Below are 25,951 nucleotides of genomic sequence, written 5' to 3'. Positions count from 1 at the left end.
GGGTTCTGGTTATAAATATTCTGATTACGATAGTAGCTTTGCCAACAATAGATGGTAAAGTAGTTTTTATGATTACTTGGCAAGTAAAAAATTAAAAATATTCCGGACGAAGTAGCCTGAGTTTTTACATATACTCCCAAATAGCAAATTTTCCGGGGTAAAAAGAGATTTTTTTAAATTTTTTAAAAATAAGGAGAAAACTTCTCAACCGATGCATTGTTTTTTACGTGCTTTTTAATTTTCAGAGTTAAAGTTTATAAGTTTGCGGGCAGTTGAACGAATCCTGATTCTAACGGGACATTACATCATTTCTAGAATATATAATTAACAGATACCTTTGTCTGCTATTCAGGTAGAATTAATATGCTGGCACTACTTATTTGCCTTGTGGTTATTTTAAGCGTTGTTATCGCTTTGGCTTACGCCGAGCGCAAAGTGGCGGCTTTTATCCAGGACCGGTTAGGGCCCACGGAGGTTGGTCCTTACGGCATGTTTCAGGCCGTGATAGATGTGGTGAAGCTCCTGCAGAAAGAAGATATTGTGCCCGCCGCCGCTGATAAAATTTTATTTAGGTTAGCACCCGTTCTTATTTTTGCGGCGGTGCTGGCGGGTTTTGCCGTTATACCCGTATCTCCAGATTTAATGGCTTCGGGTGCTGAGGTGGGTATTTTCTTTTTACTTTCTATTGTTTCGCTGGATGTAATTGGTTTATTAATGGCGGGTTGGGGATCTAATAACAAATATGCCGTTTTGGGGGCGATGCGATCCGTAGGTCAAATTGTTTCTTACGAAATACCGGCTGGTTTGGCCATTTTGAGTGCCGTTATGATATGCCAGTCGTTAAATTTGCAGGAAATCAGCTTCCAACAGGGTATTTTGCTTAACCAGTTCGCCGGTTTAGAAAATGAGAGAAACTACCTTTTTGGTTTAAAAGCATTACAGATTGATGTCACGCAAGTAGGCGGAATTACCACCTGGAACATTGTCCGGATGCCTTTTTTAGTGGTTAGTTTTATTATTTACTACATCGCTTCGCTAGCCGAGTGTAACCGGGCCCCCTTTGATATACCGGAGGCAGAATCGGAATTAGTGGCTGGTTTTCACGTGGAGTACTCGGGCTTTCGCTTTGCGGCCCTGTTTCTGGCCGAATACACCATGATGGTGCTGGTTTGTCTGGTAGCCACCATCTTGTTTTTAGGCAGCTGGAATACCCCATTACCTAATTTGGGATTTTTAAAATTAGCCACCTGGACTACCGGCTCTCCCGGAACCATTGTAGCCAACCTTTGGGGATTTTTCTGGTTAATGAGTAAAGTAAGTATATTGTTGTTGTCGCAAGTCTGGTTACGCTGGACTTATCCGCGGATGCGGGTAGATCAGTTAATGCAACTATGCTGGAAGATTTTGATTCCGGTTAGTTTAGTTATGGTGCTGTTGGCCGGTGTTTGGCGGTTGTTAATGGTTTAAAAATGAAAGAAAATTTAGGTAGTATAAAAAATAAAAAAGCTTCTGGTCGGGAGTGAACTCATTGTGGGGCGGGCTCATGCTATCGTGGCATCATCTCCGGAAAGCCGGTAAACGTCGGAACCAATCGTATATTTCCGATCCGGATTATTTTGCTCAAAAAGAAGGATTAGTAACCTTAAAGTATCCTTACGAAGCTCTACCGGTGCCGGATAATGGGCGTTACCGCTTGCACAACGAAATGGATGATTGCATAGTCTGTGATTTGTGCGCCAAAATTTGCCCGGTTAATTGCATCGAAATAGAATCTATCAAAGCCACCGAAGAAATTGGAGTTACCTCCGATGGCACTAAAAAGCGGTTATATGCGCCTAAGTTCGACATTGACCTAGCCAAATGCTGTTATTGCGGCTTGTGTACCACCGTTTGCCCCACCGATTGTTTAACCATGACCAAGGTGTACGATTTTCCGGAAATAGATATTAAAAACATGATTTACCATTTCACGGATCTCACCCCGGAACAAGCCCGGGAAAAGCAGGCCTTATTTGAAAAGCAACAAGCGGCTAAAGGAAAATAGGTTGCAAGTTGCAGGTTGGAAAGTTTAAAAAATAAAAATTTAAAAAATTACAATAATTCAAGCTTATGATAAATTGATTGCTTCTGGTCTTGAGGAGTTGAAAACCTTGCAACCTTCCAATTTTTAAAATTGCAACCTGTAACCTGTAACTTGCAATCTGAAACCTGTAACCTCATGGTGCTTATCCTTTTTTACACGTTTGCTTTTCTAATGCTGTGCACGGCTTTGTTGATGGTTTTTATGAAAAATCTGCTGCACGCCGTTTTTATGCTTTTAATTACCTTGCTGAGTTTAGCCGCCGTGTATGTTTTATTAATGGCCGATTTTTTAGCTGTAACCCAATTAATGGTGTACGTAGGCGGTATTTTGGTCTTAATATTATTCGGTATTATGCTGAGTAACCGGGGCGATACTATTTTTATTCAATCCCAATCTGGAAATAAAATTATGGGTGGACTGCTTTCTTTTATGTTGTTCGGTGGGTTGGTATATATTATTGCCCGTACGCATTTTAGCCAGCTATCGTGGATTAAACAATCCGAAACCTTCGTAAGTACGGGAGCAAAATCTACATTGCATGGCATTGGTATCAACTTAATGACTAACTTCGCGCTTCCTTTTGAAGTAGCTTCTGTGGTATTGTTGATAGCTTTAATGGGAGCGGCTTTTATCAGTTCACAAATAAAATAATGTAAAAACTTGGGTGTAAGCTGGTTCACTATCCGTTTATGATGAATTCCTAACTCTTCCATTTAAAATCCAACAACTGTAAACTAATCAATACCAATTAATAAATGGCTTCTATACCGCTCGAACATGTATTGTTGTTAAGTGCGGCCTTGTTCTGCATCGGGGTTTTGGCAATAGTCACGAAACGCCACGCGGTTGCTATTTTAATGGGAATTGAATTAATATTTAATGCCGCAAATTTAAATTTAATTGCTTTTAGCCAGCACGATCCTAAACTTTTACAAGGGCAGGTTTTTGCGCTGTTTGTTATAGTAATTGCCGCTGCCGAAGCCGCTATTGCGTTGGCCATTGTGTTAAAAGTTTACCAGCATTTTAACACCGTAAACATAAATGAGGTAGATGCCTCGCAAGGATAAAGCACTTTGAACACCGGACTTTCTACAAACCCGACCACCGCCAATATCACCTTAGCGGCCGCCTTAGGTCTGTTTTTGTTGCCTTTCCTCGCCTTTGCTTTTTGTTTTTTTGTAGGCAAAAAATTGCCCCGCCAAGGTGACTGGATCAGTTTGGGATCTGGGGTGCTTTCTTTCTTGCTCGCGCTCTTTCTATTTAGTCAGGTTTGGGAGCAAAAAATAGTGCACGAACAAACTACTTGGTTTCAGATAATAAAAGCCCCCAATACCAACCAGGTATTTACGGCCGGAATTTATCTCGATAATCTATCCGTTTTGCTTTTAGTACTGGTTACCTTTATTTCGCTATTGGTACAAGTATTTTCGGTAGCCTACCTGCATCACGATGAACATTATAACCGGTATTTTGCCTTTTTAAGTTTGTTCGCCGGGAGCATGCTAGGTTTGGTGCTAGCCGATAATTTACTCCTTATATTTATTTTTTGGGAATTGGTCGGCTTTTGTTCTTATTTGCTCATTGGCTTTTGGTTTCACCGTCCAGCAGCGGTTCAGGCTAGTAAAAAAGCATTTCTGGTTAACCGGGTAGGAGATGTTGGTTTATTATTAGGCTTATTTTTGCTGTATAGTTTTTTTGGTACTTTTGATTTATTAACGCTTAAATCGCAGATTAAAACTATAACGGATGCTATGCCCATTGACTCTCCGGGTTTACTAAAATCAGGCGTATTTATATCGGAGCAAATATCCACACATTTGCTTACCTTAACCGGCTTAGCCTTATTTTGCGGTTGTATCGGCAAGTCAGCGCAATTTCCTCTACAAGTTTGGTTGCCCGATGCCATGGAAGGTCCCACGCCAGTTTCAGCGCTTATACACGCGGCTACTATGGTAGCGGCGGGCATATATTTATTAGCTAAATGTTACGTATTCTTTACTCCCGATGCCTTGCTTGTTATGGCATTGGTTGGGGCCATAACCGCTTTAATGGGAGCTTTGGTAGCCTGTACGCAGTTTGATATTAAAAAAACTTTGGCGTATTCTACTATTTCGCAGTTAGGCTACATGGTAATGGGAATGGGAGTAGGGGCTCCCGATGCCGCTTTGTTCCATTTAACTACTCACGCCTTTTTTAAAGCAGCATTATTCTTAAATGCGGGAGTTATTATTCATGCGGTACACCATGCCTTGCAGCACGAAGATGCTGAAACCAGAGCCTTGGTTGACGCGCAGGACATCCGGAACATGGGCGGCTTGCGCCAAATACTCCCTTTCACCTATTACTCTTATTTATTAGCAGGAGCCTCCTTAGTGGGCGTACCATTGTTTTCCGGCTTTTTATCAAAAGATGCTATTTTAATCGGCACCTGGAACTGGGCTGCCGCTGGTGCTGCTAACACCGGAGCTTGGTGGTGGTACCTGGTGCCGGTTACGGGATTTGTAGCGGTTAGTCTCACGGCTTATTACATGACTCGGCAATTAATTTTTGTATTTTTAGGTAAGTTCCGGTTAGGTTTCGGCGAACAGCATTTACGCGTGAGTTCTAAACGGGAAACCTCCGGGCTCATGTTGGTGCCGGTTCTTATTTTAGCAGTTTTAGCTCTTGGTATTTTCTACTCGCTAAATCCATTTTCCAGTACCAATAGTTGGTTATTATCCGGAGTATCCCTTAAAAATTTAAACCCCGGTCAGTTTTTTCTTTCTGGCTCTTTTTTTAAAAATTTACTCAATACCGATAGTCATAGTGCGCACTTATGGGCGCCTATACTTTCTGTAACGGCCCTGGTCTTGGGAGCAGGAATAGCGTGGCAACGTTTCCGGATTAATTTAATAACAAATGCCACCAGCTACCAATTATCCGCTTTACCACCGGCTACTTTTACTAACTTTATTTACCACAATTTTTATTTAGATAAACTTTACCAGATTATTCTGGTGAAACCCACGCAGTGGCTTGCTTTAGGAGTTGTTAAAATGGATGCCCTTATAATTGATTATAGTATTAATACCTTTGCGAAAATTTTAGTTGTTTTTTCTAAAATTGTGGCTTGGATTGACCGGGGTATTGTGGACGGCTTGGTGCGCGGTATCGGAATTACTGCGCGTTTATCGGGTAATTTAGGACGATGGATGCAAAATGGCAAAATTCAATCTTACTACCTTTATTCGCTTTTAGGCTTATTACTGCTGGTATTTTATATTTTGATATTTTAAAAAAAGCTCGCTGGAAACAAATAATTTGAATGAATTTTATCCTGACTAGTCTTATTTTTGTTCCTTTAGTATCTGTTCTGCTAATTTTAGCTTTGCCCAGCCGCTCCGTTCAATTAATCAGGACGGTAGTATGCGGCATCACCTTTTTGGAATTACTTTTAGCGGTTTGGGTTTACCTCCAGTTTCAAACTGTTTCCCCTATATCCGAATCGGGTTACCAGTTTGTAGAAAAAGTAAACTGGATCACCTTAAGCCTGAATAGTTTGGGATTTTTGCAAATTACTTATTTTCTGGGGGTAGACGGATTAAGCATCAGTATGGTATTGCTTACCGGCATTATTGGTTTTATGGGAGCTATTTCGTCATTACCGGTTACCAAGAGTATAAAAGGATATTTTGCCTTGTATTTATTATTGCTGGGTAGCATTATGGGTTGTTTTCTGGCCTTGGATTTATTTTTATTCTATTTGTTTTTTGAATTTATGCTGCTCCCCATGTATTTTCTGATTGGCATTTGGGGCGGCTCGCGGCGAGAATATGCAGCCATTAAATTCTTTATTTATACCTTAGTCGGCTCTATTTTTATTTTAATTGTTATTATCGGTTTATATACATCGGTGATTGATCCGCAGGCTACGGCCTGGCAAGCAAACTTGTTAGCCCCAGGTACCAAGGCGAGTCCAGCTGTTATTACGCACATTCAGCAACTGTTAGCCGCCGGTAAGTTGCCTAGTCGAGTGCTGGTACATACGTTTAGCATCCCGGACATGATTACCGCTAAAAACTTTATTCCGGATAGCCTGTTGCATGTTGCATCGGGTAAAATGCTGGGGGCAATACCTATTCGCCTGATGGCCTTTTTGTTGATTTTTGCCGGGTTTGCGATTAAAATGCCTTTGGTGCCGGTGCATACCTGGCTGCCGGATGCCCACGTAGAAGCACCTACGCCCATATCGGTTATTCTGGCTAGTTTGCTTTTAAAAGTAGGGGCTTACGGCTTATTACGGATTGTTTACCCAGTGTTCCCCGATGCGGCTGTTTATTACTCCTTCTTTTTAGGTTTACTGGGGGTAATTACTATTATTTATGGAGCGCTTTGTGCGCTGGCCATGAGCGATTTAAAAAAACTGATTGCTTATTCTTCGGTATCGCACATGGGTTTTGTACTACTGGGTTTAGCGGCATTAACCTCCGAAGGAGTGAATGGAGCCATTTACCAAATGTTCAGCCACGGACTTATTTCAGCGATGTTGTTTTTAGTAGTGGGAGTTATTTACGACCGGTCGGGTAGCCGCTCCATCGTTTGTTTTCGGGGGTTAGCAGAGGTGATGCCGGCTTTCACAACCGTAACGGTTATTGCCTTTTTTGCTTCGCTTGGCCTGCCGGGTTTGGCTGGTTTTATAGCCGAGTTCTTGGTTTTACTGGGAGCATTTGCCTCGGCTACTACGTCGGGTATGTTGCCCCCTTGGCTGGCTGTCGCGGCTATGGCCGGCATGATCTTGGGGGCGGCTTATTATTTATGGACTTTGCAGCGGATGTTTTTCGGTAAACACTGGATTCATCCGGAGTTACGCGAACGAACCAAACTGCCGGATTTAACAACTCGAGAGTATTGCTTATTTATTCCGTTAGCCATTCTGGTAATTGTATTTGGTATTTTCCCTTCTATCTTATTAGACAAAATAGGTCCGGGAGTAAGCGGTTTTCTGGAGCATGTTCTCGTGCAAGGGGGCATGCCCATAACTCAAGCTTTACCTTTATTGCCCTAAATCAGGAGCATGGTGCCAACAGCTGTAACTACCTTAACTGCCTCACTCAATCAAATCCAAAATGGATTAGGTGCCTTGCTGCCCGAGTTTTTGCTTGCTGGCTTTAGTTTACTGCTTATTTTTTTAGATTTATTTCGTTCGCCAAAATTAAAGATACTGCTACCTCAACTAAGTTTGCTGGGGTTTCTGGTGGTAGGGAGTGTCCAGCTTTTTGAAGGTCTGCATATTACCAGCTATGCCGTTCCGCATCCGTTTTTACTTGGCTTTCTTTTAAAAGATGGTTTAAGTATGTACGCCGGCTTGTTATTTTCATTGTGCGGCTTTTTCACGATTCTATTGGGCTGGAACTTTAAACTTTTCCAAACTGCTTGGTTTGGCCGGGGTGAGTTTTACGCTTATTTGTTTGTGTTTACCATGGGCTTAAACTTTATGGTAAAATCGGCCAACTTGTTACTCTTGTTTGTGAGTATTGAGTTAGTATCTATTGCGGGCTACTTGCTTACCATGATTGTAAAAGACCATGTACGTAGTACTGAGGCCGGCATTAAATATATTTTGTATGGTACCATGGCGGCGGGTGTTATGCTTTACGGCATGTCGTTTTTGTATGGCTTTACCGGTTCTTTGCAATTTTTGCAGCCGGAATTCTGGCAGGAGGTGAGTAAAATATTTCCGCCAGCAGTTACTATTATTTTGGTATTTACTTTGGCGGGGCTTTTATTTAAAATAGCCGCAGCCCCTTTTCACTTTTGGGCGCCCGATGTTTATGAAAATACGCCCACGCCCGTAGTTGCTTTATTTTCTACGGCTCCCAAAATAGCCGGAATTCTGGTAATTCTGCGCTTGGTAGAAGTTTTAAAAGCGCAGAAATTATACCAGGCCTTGTACTTTGATGTGTTGCTATTTGTGGCGGGTATTGCGGTTTTCACTTTAATTATTGGTAATTTTACGGCATTGTGGCAACAAAAGCCCAAACGCATGCTGGCTTATTCTTCGGTATCGCACGCGGGTTTTATGTTGGCAGCTTGTTTATCTTTATCGGGCGATAATCTAAGCAATTTGTTATTTTACGTAACAGTGCTGCTATTTACCAACTACGGTATTTTTTGGTTTATTCAGGAGTTTGAAGATCGGTTGGGAGTACAGCAATTTACCGATTTCAGCGGTTGGGGCCGACATTATCCTTTTTTAGGCATAATTACCCTGGTGTTTTTAATTTCGTTAACGGGTTTGCCCCCTACGGCTGGTTTTACAGCAAAATTATTGGTTTTTAGCTCGGTATGGCAAAACTATCAGATTTCGGGAAATCCTTTAATGTTGGTACTGGTGGTTACCGGTTTGCTCTTTACCGGGGTTGCTTTTTTTTATTACGTAAAAATTCCCTATTTCTTATTTTTCAAAAGGAATTTACGTAAGCAAAAAAAGGTTATACCCATATCTTCACAAGTATTTATACTATTACTTGCGTTGCCCATAATTCTCTTTTTCTTTCGCACGGATTGGTTGATTAATTTTATTCATCTTTTTATTAAATAATTTTTCGCCTTTGCGGTATATTCAATACTTAATCATTGAAGATTATTCTTTATTTAACATCTATCTATTTTAAAAGGTTGGCGAATGGCTTTAAGAAACTTGCAACCTGTAACCTGTAACTTGCAACTAAAATTATGAGCGACGCAATAAAGCACGAGTGTGGTATTGCCTTAATCCGGCTGCGGAAACCTACTCAGTATTATGTCGATAAATATGGTACCGCCATGTACGGCATCAACAAGTTGTACCTGTTAATGGAAAAACAACACAACCGCGGCCAGGATGGGGCCGGAGTTGCCAGCATTAAAATAGATGCGGAACCCGGAACCGAGTATATCTCGCGTTATCGATCGGTGAAAACGCAAGCGATTCCGGCAATTTTTGGTAAAATCAGTAATTCGTTTGCTAAGCTAAAGAAGCAGTTTCCCGAACAGGTAAATGATATTAAGTGGCTCAAGAAAAATTTGTCTTTTTTAGGCGATGTTTACTTGGGCCATTTGCGTTACGGCACCCACGGTTTAAATAGCATTGATAACTGCCACCCCATGGTGCGGGAAAATAACTGGCGCAGCCGCAGTCTGGCGGTAGCCGGTAATTTTAACATGACCAACGCCGATGAGCTTTTTAATGTATTGGTGGATATTGGCCAGCATCCCCGCCAAACTACCGACACCATCACGGTACTCGAAAAAATAGGGCATTTTCTCGACGAAGAAAATCAATCGTTGTTCGAGTCGTATAAACAAGAACGATACACCAACGCGCAGATTTCCCACCTGATTGAAGAAAATTTAAATTTACAACGGGTTTTGCGTCGGGCTTGTAAAGATTTTGATGGTGGTTATGCCATGGCGGGGCTTACGGGTTACGGAGCAGCCTTTGTGGTACGCGACCCGGCGGGTATCCGGCCGGCCTATTATTACATCGACGAAGAAGTAGTGGTAGTGGCTTCGGAAAAGCCGGCTATTAAAACTGCTTTTGGCATTGAATACAGTCAGATTCAAGAAGTTACACCGGGTCACGCGCTAATAATCAACAAAAATGGTGGGTCGCGGGAATTAGAAATTTTAGCGGAAGCCGAAAAAAAATCGTGCAGTTTCGAGCGGATCTATTTTTCGCGCGGCAACGACCCGGAAATTTACCAGGAGCGCAAGCGCATGGGGCAACTACTGGTTCCGCAAGTGTTAGAATCTATTGATTACGATTTAAAAAATACGGTATTCTCGTACATCCCCAACACCGCCGAAACGGCTTGGTTAGGAATGATGCAGGGGATTGAAGATTACTTGCGGGATTACCGCAAAGAAGCTATTTTAAAAGGAGTAAGCCCCAAAGAATTAGATGAAATTTTAGTTGCCAAACCACGAGCGGAAAAATTAGTAATTAAGGATGCTAAAATGCGCACCTTTATTACCGATAACGACAATCGTGACGATTTAGTAGCGCACGTGTACGATACCACTTACGAGGTAATTAACAAAGGGGTAGATACCATTGTGATGATTGATGATTCGATTGTACGCGGTACCACCCTGGAGAAAAGCATTATCCGGATGTTGGACCGCTTGGAGCCGAAAAAAATAGTGGTGGTTTCCTGCGCCCCGCAAATCCGCTATCCCGATTGTTATGGTATAGATATGTCGAAGCTAAAAGAATTTGTGGCTTTCCGGGCCATGCTGCAGCTTCTGGAAGAACATGATGTAGAAGATAGACTGGAAGAAGTTTACGATAAGTGCCGGATGTACGAAGGCTCGGAAACTTTTAAAAGAAGCAATTTTGTAAAAGAGCTTTTCGATTTGTTTACGCCCGAGCAAATTTCCGCGAAAGCAGCCCAGATTGTCCGAGCGCCCGAAATAAACGCCGAAGTAGAAGTTATTTTTCAAACTATAGATAATTTGCATTTGGCCTGTCCTAACCATACCGGCGATTGGTATTTTACCGGTAACTATCCTACTTTAGGCGGTAACAAAGTAGTAAACCGGGCCTTTATGAATTTCATGGAAAAGAAAGAAGTACGGGCCTATTAAGGTTGATCATTTTTAAAAACAAAAGGCGACGTTGCTCTAACGTCGCCTTTTGTTTTTAGTGGATTTATGTAATTAAACTATAGCTGGCAAACTTAAATCCTCGGTAAGGGTATGAGTTAAGGTGTTTGCTAATTCTAATTTTTAAGTTTATAACTCTAATTGTTAAAAAGTAACTTTCTGGATTGTACCATCGGTGTTGGAAACAATGTAGTAGGTTTTGAGGCCGTATCTTTCGATGGAAGTTGGAAAGTTGAGATTGGTTAATACCGGAACATTTTTCTGACGACTAGCAAAAACCAGATCACCGGCATTTGGTGCAAAAGTAAAGGTTTGGTTGTTCCAAACACTGTACTCTACCACAACAGGGTGGTGGTCGGTACCCAATACCAGGTCCGTGGCACTGGTAAAACCTGTTTGGTACACCGATACATTTCCTTCTAAATCAAATTCGTAGATAGGGGCTCGTTTCTGCGGAAAGGGGAAACCGGTAAAGGTAGAAACCAAAAATCTTTCTCCGTCGAAAACAATGCCGGTGGGTACTGATTGAGCACCTGGTAATTCGCCGCCGGCATACGGAACAGCAGGAACGTAAGCAAAAACACTCAGTTTACCTGTTTCGGCATCGCGCCGGATAATGGCATTGGCAGCCGCATCAACCATAAAGAAATCACCTTCCGGACCAACGGTTAAATTATAAATATTAGATTCGTTTGTATCTTCGGTAAACTCATAATTTTTAATAAAAGTACCTACATCTTCGTAATCCAGATCTTTAGCCTGCAATGGGGTATCGCCTGGTTTAAAAGTAGTAATATCGAGCTTGTATAATCTGCCCTCTACCCCGTGTAATATCCACAGTTTACCATTTTTTAAAATTAAGTTATTCAGTCCAACTACGGCCCCATCATTAGTAAACGAAGTAAAGCCTTTAACCACCGGATAAACTTTACCTTCCGGGGTAACTAAAGAAACTTGTCCATCGTTGGTGCCTTCCAGCGATTTACCGCTACCCGATTCGGTGATCCATAATTGTTCTTGGTTGTCTGCTTCAATACCAATAGGAGCATGCAAACCTTGAATTACATTTCTGCTTTTGGGAGGTTTGGGCTTAATTTCATCCACGATTTCGTAAAATTCATCACAACCAGCAGTACCAACCAATAAGGAAAAAGACAGGAGAATGGTAAGTTTATTACGCATAATTTAAAGATTAAGTGAAAAAGTTAAATTTTTTAAAGTTTTAGTTTCATAAACGAGTGCTTTATTGTTAAATATCAACAATATATCAGAATAATTCTGAATAATTTTTTGATTAAAAAGAAAAGGTAAGTGATTTTTCTAAGCCAAACGTATCTGGTTAAAGTAAGTTTAGGAAGGTGTTTGTTTTGCTTAAAACATAATATAAATTTAATGAACCAGAATGAGCCAAAAGTTTTAAGTATCAAACTTCCTGGTTTAAGACTTCTGCCCGCAATCAGTTTTATTAAAAAATAAACTTCTCGGGCATTCATCTTTTTAAAAATTTAATAGGATTATGGATAAGCCGTTAAAAGGTGCTCCCGTTAGGTAAATTAAATTGATTTGCTTCTTGTATTATTTTAGTTTTTTGCTCAGAAGGAAAGCGTAAATCTACCACTTGGCCAATAACAATAATGGCCGGCGAGGTTACTTGCTGCTCTTGGGCGAGTTGATAAATGGTATCGATGGTGCCGCATACCAGGCGTTCGTTGGGTAAAGTACCATTCTGGATAATAGCCACTGGGGTGGTGTTTTTACCTAATACTTGAAACACCCGGGTAATATCTTCCAGGTTTTTCATGCCCATTAAAATAATTACCGTAGCTGAGGATTGAGCAGCTAAAGCAATATCCTCAGAAATCTGGCCGTATTTGGTAGCTCCGGTAATTACCCAGAAACTCTCGCTAACGCCCCGGCTGGTTAAAGGAATGTTTTGCGAAGCCGGTACTGCCACTGCACTGCTTATACCCGGAATTACAGCCGTACTAATGCCGTGTTGAGCGGCAAACTGAATTTCTTCGTAGCCGCGGCCAAATACAAAAGGGTCGCCGCCTTTTAAGCGCACTACATGGCCGTACTCGAAAGCGTATTTTACAATTAAGGCGTTAATTTCTTCTTGCGGAAACTCATGTTTGCCGGAACGTTTACCCACAAATACCCGGGGTTTGTCGGCCGGTACTAAGTCCAGCAATGCCGGGTTTATCAGGGCATCGTAGAGAACCAGATCGGCGGCGGCCAACGCTTTCGCACCTTTTATGGTTAATAAATCTACGTCGCCGGGACCAGCACCTACTAAAGTAACCCGGGGAATTTTAGTACTCATGAAATTGATAGACGGATAAGACGCCCAATATTACTTAATTTTAGTTGTATCCGGTGTTTACAAGTTTAAGTAAATCCTTTGTTATAGAAAGGTAATTAGTAAACAGATGTATAATAATCTCGTTTTTAGAAGGTATACTTTTCATAATCTGAATTTTAAACATGTTTTCCGATACAACTAGCTTGCTGACAAGGCTCTGATTACTTTAAGATTAGACCAGCTTATGCATTTTTTAAATTTCGCCTAAGTAGGAAAGCGGAACGTTTTGGCTAAAACTAAAAACGGTGGCTTTTTTGAAAAACCACCGTTTGTAAATTAAAATTTAAAAAAGTACTAAGCCGTTAAACTCCAGCCGGAACGGTACTCCCGGGTTACAAAAGGGTTTGCTTCCGGAGCGTTGGTAAACTGCATTTTAGCGGAATCCCACAATAATTTTTTACCGGTAAACCGCGTGGCAATAATACCCAGCAACATCGTTTCGGTTAAAGGACCGGCATAATCAAAATTAGACGAAGGTTGTTTTTTGCCGTCTTTGGCACAACGCACCCAATCCATTTCGTGACTAACATCTACGCGGGGAATTGTTTTGGCCGGTTGCTTGTACTCGGCCATGCGGGTAGCCGGTAATAAACGCGGATTAGAGCCATACGTTTCGTGCATAAGTTTACCTTTATCGCCAATCATGAGCACGCCGCCACTTTTATCCATGTTTTCGGTAGGGCCCATTTCCATTGGTTTAGGAGGCATTAAACCCCCATCGAACCAGGTAAGGGTCACGACCGGCATATTTTCGCGGGCAGCAAATTCGTAAGTTACCATAGATCCGCTCGGGTAGGTAGCCAGATCTTCTTTGCTACCGCCAAATGGGGTGCTGGTGGCTTCTACGCTTAAAGGTGCCCCTAATTTTAAAGCCCAGTTCGGGTGATCTAATAAGTGCGCCCCCATATCGCCGAGGGCACTGGCGCCGTAATCTACCCAACCGCGCCATTTAAACGGATGATAAGCCGCATTGTAGGGCCGTAAAGGAGATGGGCCGCAAAAAGCATCCCAATCTAAACCTTCGGGGGTAGCCATGTTGTCGGTGGGCCGCGGAATACCTTGTGGCCAGATGGGGCGGTTCGTCCAGGCATAAACGGTGCTTACTTTACCAATGGCTCCATCGGCAATCCATTCGTTTATTAACCGGGCACCTTCGCTGGAGTGCCCTTGGTTGCCCATTTGGGTAATAACCTTGTATTTTCGGGCTGCCTCGGCCAAGGCTCTTGCTTCGTGTACGGTGTAAGTTAAAGGCTTTTGCACGTACACGTGTTTTTTGCGGCGCATGGCTTCCATGGCTATAATGGCGTGCGTATGATCGGGGGTAGCCACTACTACGCCATCAATATCTTTCCCCATTTTATCCAGCATTTCGCGGTAATCTTTAAACCGTTTTGCTTTCGGATACTGGTCTTTTAGCTGCGTGAAATTAGCGATTTGGGTGGTAATGGATTGACGGTCTTTGTCGGTGGTGGCATTTTTAAGCCGGGTTTGGGCACCTTCCAGATCGGTGCCTAATTTATCAAACGCTTTGCCGGCAAAATTCCAGTCTACATCGCACAAGGCTACAATGTTTTGGCTCGATAAATTTAGTAAATTAGCCCGGCCCATTCCGCCAACACCCACACCGGCCACGTTAAATTTATCACTCGGAGCTATAAAACCGGGCCCACCCAGTACGTGCCGCGGAAAAATGTAAAATGAAGCGGCCGTTAATGCGGCTCCTTTCATAAAATCGCGCCGGCTAAAAGCTTTTTTATTTGGATCAGAAGAATTAGACTGGTCTTTCATGTTTGTTTTTTAAATATACACTAAGTTTTAAATCGGTAGCTTTACTCCCTTATATAGCAATTGCGGCTTTTGTCAGAGATAGTTATAATATTACAGTTAATTTAGAAAACAAGCTAGTTTCCTTTCCAAAAAATAATTTAACTACCATAAGGTTTTCTTTATTTTTAAAATTTGCAATAGGTCGCTTCTATTGCCATTTGACTAATAGTATGCATGTATTTATGTGGGGTTGTTGGGGTTTATTAATGGCTTATGGCTGGGTTATTCTGCGGCGCTGGTACGCTTGGCTTAAAATGCCGGTTGTTGTGAAAAATTCCAGTATCCCGCAAACTTATATTTCGGTGATTATTCCGGTCCGGAACGAGGCCCAGCATATTTTGGCGCTATTGCAGGATTTAGAGCAGCAAACATACACCATTTCTAATTTTGAAGTAATAGTTATTGATGACCATTCCGAAGACGAAACGGCTAGCCTCATACAAAAATTTAAAAAAAAGAGCGATTTACCGGTTCACCTAATTTCATTACAGGATTATCCGGGTAGGTTACAAAAAAAAGCGGCCATTACTACCGGCATTACTGTAGCAAAGGGCCAGTTAATGGTACAAACCGATGGCGATTGTCGGGTAACACCCAATTGGCTTTTTACTTTGGCCCAGTATTACGAGCAAACAAATGTTCAATGCATTGCTGGCCCAGTGGCATTGCTGGAGGCTAACTCATTATTTACCCGGATGCAGGTAGTAGAGTTTGCCAGTTTAATAGGGGTAGGTGGGGCATCTATTGCCTTAGGTAAACCAAATATGTGCAATGGAGCAAATTTAGCTTACACGCGGCAGGCTTTTATAATGGTGCAAGGTTTTGCCGGAAACGAGCAGCTTGCCTCCGGCGACGATGAATTTTTGATGCACAAAATAGCAAAAAGTTTTCCCGGGCAAATCGCTTTTTTAAAATCTCCCGAAACAATTGTGCGCACGGCGGCACAAGCATCTCTTTCAACTTTTATGCAGCAACGTATACGGTGGGCTAGTAAATGGCCAAACTACTCGCAATGGCACATTAAGCTTCTGGCACTATTGGTTTTCGGGGTAAATTTAGGTTTGTTCAGCAGCTTTTTTATTTGGTTGTGCCGGGGTATTGCCGGTACGCAGGTAGTTTATTTGTATTTTTTTAAATTTTTAATCGACAGTTTGTTTTTAGTAACCGTACTGCGTTTTTTATACCGGAAAATGTATATTGCTTATCTTATTCCGTTACAATTCGTTTATATACCTTACGTACTTTATACTGCTCTGCTGGGTCTGCGAGGTACTTATAACTGGAAAAGCCGACGAGTTAAAAAATAATAGAAAAGATAAAAGATGTAGTTATTAAATGCCCCCTTTCAGGATTTTAAACACTTGATAATTTATCTACCACCAGAAAGCATGGTATATTCTCGTATAAGTAAATGGACACTTAAAAAATTGGATCAGGATAAACTAGTACGCTAATAGAATAAGACACATTTGCCAGCTTAACTCAACCAGAATAGCCGTAATAAAAACGAAATTTTAAATTTTCTCTGATCACCATGACCGAAAGGGAGTTTGACATAATAGATGAATTGTATTTTGTAACTTCTTTCCGGCAACTGGCAGATGCTTTGAATTTACCCCTCGAAGAGTTGAGTGCCGGTTTACAGGCGCTTGCGCGGCAAGGTTACATTAAATGCTTTTACCCCGACCCAGATACCGAGGTTGAATATAATCCGGTTAACTTTAACCAACAATGCGCCCAATATTATTATTTGGCTACCAAAAAAGGTTTAATGATTCATAATTCGCGTTGATGATACGAAGCACCACGTCAGCTAAAACGCACTCTCCGGTTTATTTTATATTAAAGCGTTTACAACAAAATAGGCCAGCTATGTTTGGTTTAGCAGTTATTGTATTTGCCTCGCTGATTGCCGTGTTGGGTTACCTGATTATGCCCGATGCCAGCCCTAATGCTAACAACTCGCTGGTGCAACTTCAAAAAAAAGAACCCGGATTTTCAGTAAAAATGCTCCGGATAAAAAAACCAAACAATCCAGCTCCTACTAACCCATGGCAAAAATGGCTTTTCGGCGAAGAATTACCTTATGAAGAAATTCCGCTGCAAAGTTTTCAAATTGCCGGCAGTTTTATCCGCATAAACCCTTACATAAATGTTCATGCATTACCGGATAAAATACGGATTTTTCGCGTGAATGAGGTATTTGGCTTTAAATTAAGTAACTTAGACTTGCCTGAACTTAGTGGTGCTGCTGCTCTCGAACAAAAAGTGATGAAAGAAGCGGTGATACATAAAATGTATTGGTTGGGTACAGATCGGGCCGGTAGAGATGTGTTAAGCCGTTTACTGTTGGGTACGCGCATTTCGTTGGGAATTGGACTAATTGCGGTATTAATTTCAGTAAGTCTGGGAATTTTGGTGGGAGCTGCCGCTGGCTATTTTGGCGGCTTGGTAGATAAGGCTATGTTATTCCTGATAACCGTTGTATGGTCTATACCGGGCATTATGCTGGTTATAGCCATTAGCTTAGCTTTTGACAGCCGGGGAGTATGGGTTTCGTTTGTAGCGGTGGGTTTAACCATGTGGGTGGATGTAGCCCGGATAGTACGCGGACAGTTTTTAAGTTTAAAAGAAAAAACGTATATTGAAGCAGGTAAGGTACTAGGTTTACCGCAGAACCGGCTTATTTTCCGGCATATTTTACCCAATATGATTGGCCCACTAATTGTTATTGGCACTGCCAATTTTGCGGCAGCTATTTTAATGGAGGCTGGTCTTAGTTTTTTAGGGTTAGGCGTACAACCCCCAGCACCTTCCTGGGGAATGATGGTAAACGAAGGTTTTCAACTAATTGGTACTCGGGCCGGTTTATACTTAGTTTTACTGCCGAGTTTATGTATAAGTATGTTGGTATTATCTTTTAACCTGCTTGGCAACGGGCTTCGCGATGCTTATGACCCCAAATTACTTATCAACAATGCCTGACGTAAACACCAAGTTTATGAAGAAAGAGCTGGATTTAAAAAAGCTCGAGCTATCGGCATTGCTGGAAGTTACCCAGGCCATTAACGGAAATTTGACCGATCAGGCACTGTATAAAATTTATCATTTTACTTTACTGGCGCAATTACAAATTTCGCGTTTGAGTTTATTTGTACTGGAAGATGCCTGGGAGTGTAAAGTAAATTTTGGTACGAATCACAATTTTAAAAATGGCGAAGTTTTGCCAAATGCCATTACTTGCCTCACCGAAATCAGTTATGTGACCGACTTAAACCTGGATGCGCAATGGAGTGAGTTTGAAACCGTAGTGCCTATTCTGCAAAATAAAAAAATCATTGCTTTTGTTTTTATTGGTAATTCCCACGATTACTATTCTACCCTCGGCGCTTTGTCTTTTGTGCAAACCCTGAGTAATATTATTCTGGTGGCCATGCAAAATCGCCGGATGGCCCGCCAACGTTTAGCGGAAGAAGCTATCCGGAACGAAATAAAAATTGCCCGTGAAGTGCAAACCATGCTCTTTCCTAAAAAGTTGCCGAACGATCAGGCAGTAGCTATTCACGCCAGTTATTTACCGCACTCCTCCATTGGAGGCGATTACTACGACTACATCGAAATTGACGAAGATCAGTTTTTGTTTTGCATTGCCGATGTGTCCGGGAAAGGAGTGCCGGCTTCGTTACTCATGTCAAACTTCCAGGCGGGCTTACGAACCATTTTGCGGCAAACCACCAATTTACTTACCGTAGTATCGGAACTTAATTTTTTAATTTATAGCAACGCCATTGCCGAGAAATTTATCACGGCCTTTTTCGGGATTTATAATCGGCGTACTAAAATTCTGAGCTACGTAAATGCCGGCCATAACTCGCCGGTAATGTTACACGAAAACAATACCATCCAACTTCTCACGGAAGGGTGCACCATGCTGGGTATTTTTGAAACTTTGCCATTTATCTCGGTAACCGAGGTAGCCATACCGGTTAAATCGTTGATTATGTGTTATACGGATGGCTTAACCGAAGTTTTTAACACCGACGAAGATGAATATGGTTTAGATAATACCATTAAATTTTTGCAGAAGTGCCGTTACCTGCCGCTTCCAAAATTACACGAAGAGTTATTGGAAGAAATAAAAATGCACAACCAGGGCAGCACCAGCTTTCACGACGATATCACTCTGCTTTCCTGCCGGTTTAAGTAATCTTAATAATAATCGATAGTCCACGGGCACCTGAAAAATTACTTTTTTAAAGATTTTATTCTGGATAATGTTTCCTGGTTTAGTGCGGGCTAGCTAAAAGCATAATATCAGCTGAGCCATTATTGGAGTAAATAGAGTAGTTCAAATACTTAGGTGGAGAATATTAAATTGTTATTGTAGAAAGTCACTGTTATGCGCAGGCCTTTTTATTACACCTATTTACTTTATTAAATCTGCCAGAGAGTATTCTAGCAAATAGTCAGTAACCATAGGTCCAACTTTTGTGCCTGATGCAATTGCATGCGCTAAATGGCCAATAGGATCGTTCGCATTTCCAATTACCCATAATCCAGGTCTACTGGTTTGGCCTACTGCATCAGTTTCTGCAAATCCAAATTCATCAACCTTACAAAGAGTTGAGGCCAGGTTAGAAGAAGCTTGCATAGAAGTGGAAACAAATATGGCATCACAGCTAATTTTCTGGCCATCTGAAGTGATCACCCCTTTTAATTTGCCGTTACTACGAATAACAGATGCCACTTCAGAATTTATTACCTGTACATCAACCGCGCTTAATTTTTTTATCCATGTTGGTGCAAATGGTTGGTTCGTTACAACCGTTACGTTATTTGTCCAGGCAGTAAGAAACTTGCTTAATTGCCCAATCCGATCTTGTAGTCCGAAAACTACTACTTTTTTATTGTGCAACTCATAGCCTGTAAAACAAGGGCAAACATGAATGTCTTTCCCCCAACCTTCTTTAAGTCCCGGAATTTCAGGTATTACGTCAATTAAACCGGTGGCTATAACAACCGTTTTTGCAGTTACAAAGCTGTTAGTACTCTGAACTGCAAAAAGATTATTGCTTATAGCTTCAATTTTAAGCACCTTTTCTTTTCTTATGTCACCGCCATACTTTACGATTTCTTTTTCACCTAAATTATGAAACTCTTCTGGGCTCTTGTTTTCAAAACCTAACAATTCGTGAATATTTTTTGATGAGGAAATTCGTTTTGAGCCTGCATCAAAAATGATCGTAGAACGCCTTGCTCTAACTAAAAATAAAGCTGCACTCAGACCTGCTGCACCTGCTCCAATAATTACCACGTCGATTACACCTGATTTTTCAGCAATTATTTTATTTTTCATTATTTCATTTTAATTTTTGTTGATGACAATAGAAACAAAAAATAGCAGCTGTTCCTAAACGGCTCCTGATGATAATATTCTTGGCCAATCTGCATTATTTTTATATTTATTAATGCAATTAAGTTGCAAATATAATAATCATATTTATTAATGCAATTAAGTTGCATTAATAAATATAAAAATGCATTCATAAAGAAATGCTGCAGCAAAAAGCCCTAGATAAAACTTGCGTGCAAATTCACTTGTGCTTTGCCGTAGGTTAAAATTTTAAAGGTATGTGCGATAACGTTGTGATTAAACGTGTCCTGGAAAGGATTCTTGAATAAGAATTATTTAAAAATATTATGAATATTGATAAAATAATTATCTAGGCTAAGGGTGCTTTTAATTTTTGAAATACAATCACCATTATATTTAAATGGTTCTCATAACTTCAGGTCTATTGCTTAACTGAACAGGAAGCCGCTATTAGCGTTGTTAAAACCATATTTAAACTCAAGTATCCGTTAATTAAACGTTTTGCTCTCAACCGTCCAGATATCCAACCGGACCAGCACAACTAAAGAAGTATAAAATAAAAAGCCGATTTTGTCAGTTTCGACCAGTTCATTTAAAAACAAATGCACCGTAATTATATAAAAGCACAAACCAGCCGCTAATACAAGTTTTTTGTGTTCCGATCGGGCAGTTGTTCGGTGATAAATTTTTTCCGGTAACAATAAAGCATAACCGGTAAGAATCAAAAATAGAAAGCCGCCGATGTACCCTTGTTCCGCAAATTGCAAAAGATAGTAGTTATGAACGGTTGATTTTTCGGGATTATCGCTTACGTAAGTGGTAAACCGCGATACGGTGTATTTTAAATATTCGGGGTAAAAAGAATTGGGACCGCTTCCCATCCAGGGCCTATCCGCAACCATACGACTAGCCGCCAACCACCGGTAAACCCGTTCCATACCCGATAAATCGCGCAAGGTATAGGTTGCTTGTAAGTGTTTGGTTATATCGTCCTGGTTAAAAATAGTTTTCTGGTAATCCGGGGCGTATTGCATATACCGGTAGTTTGAACTTAAATACAGCACTGCCGATAGGCCAGTTACTAAAACAAAAATTAGCAGGTATTTAGTTAATCGAAACCGAATGAGGAAACCATAAACTATTGCCAAAGGTAAACTCAACCAAGAAGCCCGGGTGTAGGAAGCTATTACGCCGGCTAGCAATAACAAACTAACCGTGCCCAGTAAAATTTTTAAAAATTTATTTTTTTGCTGCCAGGTAATATATACGGCATAAGGTAAAGCCGCCGCCGCTAGTACCCCGTACATTACATGGTTCCGGAGAAAGGGAGCAACCATTTTATTAACTAACGCAAAAGAAAACCCCACGAGCGCATGCCGGAATAATGTGATACTTACCACCACCCCTAATGCAGCAATAAAAATATAAAGAAATTGCCGCAAGGTTGTTGTATGGCGAAGCAAGCGGCCCGTTAAAAAAACAAAAACCAGTAAATACCAGCTTTTCGCCAGTAAGTACTTTATCGATCGCAGGTAATTTTGCGATACCAACGTGGTAGCTACGGACCAGCAAAAAATTATAAGTAACAATATAATTAAGGGATGCTGGTAAAAGCGCCTTTCCGGTTTTTCGCTCAGCAGCCAGGATCCCAGGGTACAACAAGCTAGTAAAACAATGAGTGGTTCCGAAAAAAGATCCGTACCAAAGCCATTGGGTAAGTCTACCTCGGTGGAGAAAGGAATAGCTAATAGCAGTAAATAATACAGAATAGTATAATCGATAAGCAGAATGGCCGTAACAACCACCACAACGGGCAAAATTAGATAGTACAGGTTCTGGTAGTAAATAGCCAGCGAAAGACTAACCAAAAAAAGAACACTAAAAGCTAGGTAAATTTTTATAGCCGAAATACCAGATGTATACCCAGGTAAAATCATGCGTAGTATTTTTCCCGGCGAACCAACCACTTACGTTCCAGAATACTGATTACTACCACCGACAGGGTAAAAGTGAGAAAAGTAGATCCCAGCACAATTAACCAGCGAATGGGGCGCACCTTTTTAAGGGCCGGAGTAGCGGATTGCACCACGTACAAAGATGTGGGATAATTGCTGAGGGTAAGCCGGGCATCTTCGTAATTTTGGTGGGCTTTCTGATATTCTTCCTGCAACAGGTTAAAAGCCGTTTCCAGGCGAGTAACTTTATCGGTTCCGGCAAGGTAAGATTCCAGGTTAATGCTGCTGCCGCCGCTTTTATTTTTAAGGGCTAGTAAGGCCGCTTGTAATCCTTTTATTTCGGCCTTTAAGGAAACTATGCTGGTATGCGAAGAGGGTAATTGGGCCTGGTAGCTTTTTAAAGTAGCCTGGGCTTGTTGCAGGTCTGTTTCGGTTTGCACCAGTCGCTGCGCCAAAAAGTAGCTTTCCGGACGATCTTGCGTTTGGGGAGAAATAGAACCAAAAATGCCATATTGCTGCCGGGTGGTAAATAAGGAGTCCTGAATTTTTTGTAATTCCGCTTTAACAACTTTTTGCCGTTGGGCAAATCGCTGCACTAATTTTTGCTGGTTTAATCGGGTTAGTTGCTGGTTTACCGTGTCTATTTGTTGCATGATGGCATTAGCCACCCGGGCTGCAAAGTTTCTGTCTTTATCGTCGAAAGAAACTTCTACCGCCGATCGGTTATTTTGAGCAATGCGGTAATTATATAATAATTCTTCCAGCACTTTCTGTCGGACCAGGTCGGTATTTTCCAGGTTTAAATAGCCGTAATGCTGTGCAAAATTAAATTTTTGAATAATATGACGCAGCACTGGCTCGGATTGACCTAAACTAATCAGGCGGTCGGCATCATCGGAACTCATGCTGAGGCCTAACTGCTCCTGGTTGGTAAATTCCGGATTCAGGGTAGTTTCCAGCGCCGGTAAATTAGTGGGATAGAAGATAGCCGTGGAACGGTAAATATTCGGCAGTAATAAAGAGGTTACTACGCTAACTAAAAAACCAGCTACCGTAACACTACCCAGGGGCCAACGCCATTTCTGCAGCAAGGGTAAAAAACGAACTAAACTATATTCCGGGGCCGCCATTCATTCTCCTACAGGCTTTATATTTTACATCAAAAAACATTAATTTTAAAATTTAACTATTAATGCATAATTCACTAGAAATTAAACGCTTGTTTTTTGAAATTCCATTTTCGTAACTTCCTTTTTCAAGATCAGGAAAGGATCGAGGAGCCGGGTTACCGGTAAAGTTGCTTTTTCTAAAAATAAGGAAAACTTACTTAAAGGTTCGCCTTCGATCCGGTTTTTAGAATTAAATAATTTACGGATCGTTCCGCATACATAATAACTAACGTGAATGGGTAAATATTGAGTAGTTACTAACTGATATCCTTGTTTTTTTAAAATTTGGGCGTAAGTGCTTACGGGTCGTCCCATATTTAGGTCGTCGCCTTGTTCTACTTTTTCGGTTCGTTCAAACAGAATAACTTTTTCGCGGGCTACCCGGCCCATTTCTTCCAGGTACAAACGAAACATCTTAAAATCGGTATTGTGCTGGAGTACCGTTACCGAATAAACCACATCGATGGAGTTGTCGGGCAAAGGAATACCGGAACCATTGGTTTTTACGAGTTCTACGGGGAAGTTTTTTAAATTTTGAGCCGCTAGCTGCAACATGTCCCGGGATAAATCCACCCCCACCAAACGGGCAGGTTGGTGCTGGGCTACTTCCCGTAAATTTCCGCCCGGTCCGCTGCCCAACTCCAATACCGATTTACCCCGAAAATTTATTTTGTTAAAAACCTTCAGAAACTGTTGCCGCTTATACGCATAGTAAGGTTCATCATCCCCGGCAATTACATTCCCGTTGTTTCTTCGGGCAATCTCCTGGGCTACTTTCGACCAGTATTTTTCGGGGATATAATTCATGATTATTAATTTTGTTTATACAAAAAACCACATAAAAACCTTTAAATGCAAATTAGGCAGGGAGCTAAGGCTACCAATGTCGCGGGAGTTAATTCTTGTTAACCGCAGCCGGATGCGTATATTTGTTTTCGGTAGTAGTATTAGGTAGTTGGTCGTTTTTAGTTGTTCGTTGTTCGATCGTTAATAATTTTATCATCAAGTACTTAAACTTTGGTTTTTATCAATTTAATTTTGTCCTGTTACTTATCTGCCTCCATTAAATTTAAAAAACCGGCCCGCGTTACTTAACCTACGTCAACCACTTACTTCCATCTTTATCAAAAATTTATTCGGTAATATTAGCTTTGTTGTATTGCTTAATTTGCTCGTAAAACCGCTGTGGCTGGTTTTAGAAAACAAAGTGCAAAACCAAATTGGGCATAAAGCTTTTGGTACATTTGCTGCTCTTTTTTCTTTTACTTTTTTGTTTACAGCGCTCAGTGATTTAGGCATTTACCATTACTTTACCAAGCAGACGGCCGCTACTCCTTCTTTTATGAAGGTCCATTTACCCATAATTTTACCTTTTAAAACCCTTATTTCTTTCGTATTTCCTTTTATAATGGTGTTAGCCGGGTGGCTTATCGGTTACCGGCTCCCGGAGTTGTATTATCTTGTTTTAATCGGATTTGTATTTACGTTTACCCAGTTCACCTTGTTTTTACGAGGCGTTTTGCAGGCGCACCAGCTGTTTAATCTCGATTCAGTAATGTCGGTACTGGAGCGCTTTCTGCTGTTGTTTCTGGTGGGGGTTCTTTTGTACTACGGCATAACGTTAGAAACCTTTGTGTATGCCCGGCTGGCTTCGGTGCTGCTGGCATTCGGGATTTTGTATTTTATATTCCGGCGCACCTTTGGCGCTTTTCCGGCCAAATGGCAACCCCGGCAATTTATGCAACTTGTCAAACTCAGCTTTCCTTTTGCAGTAATCAACCTGGTGTATGGTATAAACGAGAAAATAGACATGGTGATGCTGGAACGCTTAGCCACGAGCCAGGAAGCGGGCATTTATGCGGGAGCTTACCGGTGGGTAGATGCCGTGATGATGTACGTTTGGACGGTTTTGCCCATTTTTTTTGCCAAATTTGCCCGCCACCAGCGCGAACCTCAAGAGCAGCAAAAGTTATTGCATTTTGGGCAGGTAATGGTGAGCGTACCTTTGATTTTTGTGAGCGTATTTGTGTTTTTTTACGGCGAAAAGCTTTTTTGGCAATTCAGTAACTCTTCGGCTGCCGAAATGCAGGTAATGCTTTTAAATCTGAAAATTTTGTTTGCCAATGTGTTGGTGCATGGCTTTTTTGCCATTTACTCCACTGTTCTAACGTCCAGTAACTGGGAAGTAACCGTAAGTAAATTGGTAGCCGTTAGCATTGTAGTAAACGTAATGTTAAATTTTATTTTCATTCCGGTTTATGGTTCCTTGGCCGCCTCCTGTAACACGTTTATTAGTGCCGCCCTGGTTTCCGGAGGGTATTTATGGTTGCTGCAACCTAAAATCGGTATTGCGGTGCCAATTTGGTTAATTTTAAAATTAGCTTTAAGTACAGCCGCCTTAGTCGCCATTTTTTACGGGTTATCTTTACTTTCCGGTAACTGGTGGCTAAACACTATCCTGGCGGGACTGGCGTTATTAGGATTATTACTGATAACCCAAGTGGTTCGTATTGCCGACCTTAAAGCCAATTTATTCTCTTCTAAAAATTAAAGTAT

At 41.3% G+C, this 25,951-nt stretch carries 20 protein-coding genes; 13 read left to right on the top strand and 7 right to left on the bottom strand.

The features are described from left to right. The first annotated feature begins 363 nt into the window (after window positions 1-363). The 8 genes from AHMF7616_RS09470 to AHMF7616_RS09435 all read left to right on the top strand — a co-directional run bounded on the left by AHMF7616_RS09470 (window position 364) and on the right by AHMF7616_RS09435 (window position 10,690). Entirely contained in the window at window positions 364-1,467 is a 1,104-nt protein-coding gene (locus tag AHMF7616_RS09470; RefSeq protein WP_115372675.1) for a complex I subunit 1/NuoH family protein, read from the top strand. 52 nt (window positions 1,468-1,519) lie between these two features. Continuing rightward, window positions 1,520-2,044, top strand: a complete 525-nt coding sequence (locus tag AHMF7616_RS09465; RefSeq protein WP_233507428.1) for a 4Fe-4S binding protein — start codon at window positions 1,520-1,522, stop codon at window positions 2,042-2,044. Between the two features lie 174 nt (window positions 2,045-2,218). Then, on the top strand, window positions 2,219-2,734 hold the full coding sequence (locus AHMF7616_RS09460; protein WP_115375525.1) for an NADH-quinone oxidoreductase subunit J family protein: 516 nt from the start codon (window positions 2,219-2,221) through the stop codon (window positions 2,732-2,734). Between the two features lie 104 nt (window positions 2,735-2,838). After that, window positions 2,839-3,150, top strand: a complete 312-nt coding sequence (gene nuoK / locus AHMF7616_RS09455; protein ID WP_115372674.1) for an NADH-quinone oxidoreductase subunit NuoK — start codon at window positions 2,839-2,841, stop codon at window positions 3,148-3,150. 6 nt (window positions 3,151-3,156) lie between these two features. Beyond that, on the top strand, window positions 3,157-5,358 hold the full coding sequence (nuoL, locus tag AHMF7616_RS09450; protein WP_233507425.1) for an NADH-quinone oxidoreductase subunit L: 2,202 nt from the start codon (window positions 3,157-3,159) through the stop codon (window positions 5,356-5,358). A 29-nt stretch (window positions 5,359-5,387) separates the two neighbouring features. After that, a complete protein-coding gene (locus AHMF7616_RS09445; protein WP_115372673.1) occupies window positions 5,388-7,127 on the top strand; it encodes a complex I subunit 4 family protein in 1,740 nt (579 codons plus the stop codon). A gap of 9 nt (window positions 7,128-7,136) precedes the next feature. Beyond that, window positions 7,137-8,663: an NADH-quinone oxidoreductase subunit N gene (locus tag AHMF7616_RS09440; RefSeq protein ID WP_115372672.1), complete on the top strand. Its 1,527-nt coding sequence runs from the start codon at window positions 7,137-7,139 to the stop codon at window positions 8,661-8,663. A 134-nt stretch (window positions 8,664-8,797) separates the two neighbouring features. After that, on the top strand, window positions 8,798-10,690 hold the full coding sequence (locus tag AHMF7616_RS09435; RefSeq protein ID WP_115372671.1) for an amidophosphoribosyltransferase: 1,893 nt from the start codon (window positions 8,798-8,800) through the stop codon (window positions 10,688-10,690). Window positions 10,691-10,852: 162 nt separating this feature from the next. Here AHMF7616_RS09435 and AHMF7616_RS09430 read toward each other — a convergent pair whose 3' ends face one another. The 3 genes from AHMF7616_RS09430 to AHMF7616_RS09415 form a co-directional block, all read right to left on the bottom strand. Further along, a complete protein-coding gene (locus AHMF7616_RS09430) occupies window positions 10,853-11,890 on the bottom strand; it encodes a ScyD/ScyE family protein (protein ID WP_115372670.1) in 1,038 nt (345 codons plus the stop codon). Window positions 11,891-12,236: 346 nt separating this feature from the next. Further along, a complete protein-coding gene (gene cobA / locus AHMF7616_RS09420; protein ID WP_115372668.1) occupies window positions 12,237-13,031 on the bottom strand; it encodes a uroporphyrinogen-III C-methyltransferase in 795 nt (264 codons plus the stop codon). Between the two features lie 333 nt (window positions 13,032-13,364). Continuing rightward, complete coding sequence (locus tag AHMF7616_RS09415) at window positions 13,365-14,858, bottom strand: Gfo/Idh/MocA family protein (protein ID WP_115372667.1); 1,494 nt, start codon at window positions 14,856-14,858, stop codon at window positions 13,365-13,367. Between the two features lie 209 nt (window positions 14,859-15,067). On the opposite strand from AHMF7616_RS09415, the gene AHMF7616_RS09410 reads away from it, so the two are divergent. The 4 genes from AHMF7616_RS09410 to AHMF7616_RS09395 all read left to right on the top strand — a co-directional run bounded on the left by AHMF7616_RS09410 (window position 15,068) and on the right by AHMF7616_RS09395 (window position 19,104). Beyond that, window positions 15,068-16,204, top strand: coding sequence for a glycosyltransferase (locus tag AHMF7616_RS09410; RefSeq protein WP_233507422.1), 1,137 nt, complete (start codon window positions 15,068-15,070; stop codon window positions 16,202-16,204). A gap of 227 nt (window positions 16,205-16,431) precedes the next feature. Beyond that, window positions 16,432-16,689 (top strand): hypothetical protein, encoded by a 258-nt coding sequence (locus AHMF7616_RS09405; RefSeq protein WP_115372666.1) that lies wholly within the window; start codon window positions 16,432-16,434, stop codon window positions 16,687-16,689. Further along, window positions 16,689-17,882 (top strand): ABC transporter permease, encoded by a 1,194-nt coding sequence (locus AHMF7616_RS09400; protein WP_115372665.1) that lies wholly within the window; start codon window positions 16,689-16,691, stop codon window positions 17,880-17,882. Before AHMF7616_RS09405 ends, AHMF7616_RS09400 begins: the two co-directional genes overlap by 1 nt. Window positions 17,883-17,898: 16 nt before the next feature. Next, window positions 17,899-19,104, top strand: coding sequence for a GAF domain-containing SpoIIE family protein phosphatase (locus AHMF7616_RS09395; protein ID WP_233507418.1), 1,206 nt, complete (start codon window positions 17,899-17,901; stop codon window positions 19,102-19,104). A gap of 219 nt (window positions 19,105-19,323) precedes the next feature. On the opposite strand, the gene AHMF7616_RS09390 is transcribed toward AHMF7616_RS09395, so the two are convergent. From AHMF7616_RS09390 to AHMF7616_RS09375, 4 genes are all read right to left on the bottom strand, one after another. After that, the gene (locus AHMF7616_RS09390) at window positions 19,324-20,253 is read right to left on the bottom strand and encodes an NAD(P)/FAD-dependent oxidoreductase (RefSeq protein WP_115372663.1); all 930 of its coding nucleotides are present in this window, start codon (window positions 20,251-20,253) and stop codon (window positions 19,324-19,326) included. 506 nt (window positions 20,254-20,759) lie between these two features. After that, window positions 20,760-22,208 carry an O-antigen ligase family protein gene (locus AHMF7616_RS09385; RefSeq protein WP_115372662.1) on the bottom strand — a complete coding sequence of 483 codons (1,449 nt, stop codon included), beginning with the start codon at window positions 22,206-22,208 and terminating at the stop codon, window positions 20,760-20,762. Next, complete coding sequence (locus AHMF7616_RS09380; RefSeq protein ID WP_115372661.1) at window positions 22,205-23,356, bottom strand: GumC domain-containing protein; 1,152 nt, start codon at window positions 23,354-23,356, stop codon at window positions 22,205-22,207. Before AHMF7616_RS09380 ends, AHMF7616_RS09385 begins: the two co-directional genes overlap by 4 nt. A gap of 81 nt (window positions 23,357-23,437) precedes the next feature. Beyond that, window positions 23,438-24,202, bottom strand: coding sequence for a class I SAM-dependent methyltransferase (locus AHMF7616_RS09375; RefSeq protein WP_115372660.1), 765 nt, complete (start codon window positions 24,200-24,202; stop codon window positions 23,438-23,440). Window positions 24,203-24,449: 247 nt separating this feature from the next. On the opposite strand from AHMF7616_RS09375, the gene AHMF7616_RS09370 reads away from it, so the two are divergent. Further along, complete coding sequence (locus AHMF7616_RS09370) at window positions 24,450-25,946, top strand: oligosaccharide flippase family protein (protein WP_317047638.1); 1,497 nt, start codon at window positions 24,450-24,452, stop codon at window positions 25,944-25,946. Window positions 25,947-25,951: the final 5 nt, after the last annotated feature.

The organism is Adhaeribacter pallidiroseus, assembly GCF_003340495.1.
In the GTDB taxonomy this organism is placed as follows: Bacteria; Bacteroidota; Bacteroidia; order Cytophagales; family Hymenobacteraceae; genus Adhaeribacter; species Adhaeribacter pallidiroseus.
This window is presented reverse-complemented; position numbering and strand designations above follow the sequence as displayed.